The following is a 1,312-nucleotide window of genomic DNA, read 5'->3' as shown; positions in this document are numbered from 1 at the left end:
GCTCCTATTGGTGTCAAGCGGTGTTGAGCCAGGTGCGGTAGCGGTGGGCGAGGTCGTGGTCGGGGTAGGTGCCTTGTTCGGTGCGGACGATTTTGGTGATGTAGGTGTTCATCGCGTCGGCGGCTGCGGTGAGGGTGATGTTTTTGGCTTGCCGGGTGGGGCGGAGGTCGGCGAGGTGCGGTGCGGCCTGGTTGCGGGTGAGGGAATGGAAGATTTCGCGGGCGAGGGCGCGTTTGAGACGTCTCAGGATCTCGGCGGTGCTGCGACCGTTGCCGCGTTGGGTGGTGACGTAGGCGCGGGTGCGTGGGTCGCAAGACATCCTGACCACGGCGATGGTGTGGAGGGCGTGGTTGGCGGCTCGGTCCCCGCCGCGTGACAGCCGGTGGCGGGTGGTCTTGCCTGAGGATGCGGGGACCGGTGCGGCGCCGCAGAGGGCGGCGAACGAGGCTTCGTTGCGGAGCCGGTCGGGGTTCGCGCCGGCGGTGATGAGGAGCTGGGCCGCGGTCGCCGGCCCGACCCCGCGCAGTGAGAGCAGGTGCGGGTTCGCGATTGTGGCGAGTTTCTTGATGTGCTGCTCGAGCTCGTTGGCTTGGCGGGTGAGGAACTGGTGGCGCTGGGCCAGGACCTTCAGGGCGCTGGACACGGCCCGGATCGTGGGGTCGCGGTGGTGCGCCGGGCGGCAGGCGGCCAGGGCCTCGACCAGTGGTTTGTCTTTCAGCGGCCGGTATTTCTCCCGCAGGGCTGCGGGAGCGGTGATGAGCATGTGGTGGACCTGGTTCATCGCGGCGGTGCGCGCCTTGACTGCGGAGCGGCGCGCGGTGTGCAGGGCCCGGATCGCTTCGATGTGCTCGTTCTTCGCGGCGGCATCGGCACGGCCGGACAGCACCGCGCGGGCGGCCTGGTAGGCATCCAGAGGGTCGGACTTGCCGCGCATCCGGCGCTGGGCACGGTCGGGGCGGGTGACCTCACGGACCTCGACACCGGCCGCGTGGGCGGCCCGGGCAAGCCCAGCGCCGTAGGAGCTGGTGCCCTCGATTCCGACCATCCGCAGCGTCCCGAACGTCGACAAGAACGCCAGCGCGGCCCGGTAACCATCAGGTGTGGTGGGGAACTCGCGATCACCGAGCTCGCGGCCGATCTCGTCCACAGCCGCGACATGGATCGTGTCGGCGTGGGTGTCAGCGCCCCCGATCACCGTCGTAGCGGTAGCAGTCACTGTCATGATGGATCTTGCCTTCCGTGTCGATCGGACAGGTCGACGCCGGCCGGGTGGCAGACAAGACATTAATGAGGCTTTGCCAGGCTCTTATTA

General features: G+C 68.4%; 1 protein-coding gene. It reads right to left on the bottom strand.

The window, feature by feature from the left end:
• Positions 1–13: 13 nt before the first annotated feature.
• A complete protein-coding gene (locus EV645_RS02585; protein WP_130439351.1) occupies positions 14–1,222 on the bottom strand; it encodes an IS110 family RNA-guided transposase in 1,209 nt (402 codons plus the stop codon).
• Between the last annotated feature and the right edge of the window lie 90 nt (positions 1,223–1,312).

This window comes from Kribbella rubisoli, assembly GCF_004217145.1.
Lineage (GTDB): Bacteria > Actinomycetota > Actinomycetes > Propionibacteriales > Kribbellaceae > Kribbella > Kribbella rubisoli.
This window is presented reverse-complemented; position numbering and strand designations above follow the sequence as displayed.

Bases quoted from the DNA above. Each gene is read 5' to 3' on its own strand.
- EV645_RS02585 (WP_130439351.1), bottom strand. From the start codon at position 1,222: ATGACAGTGACTGCTACCGCTACGACGGTGATCGGGGGCGCTGACACC.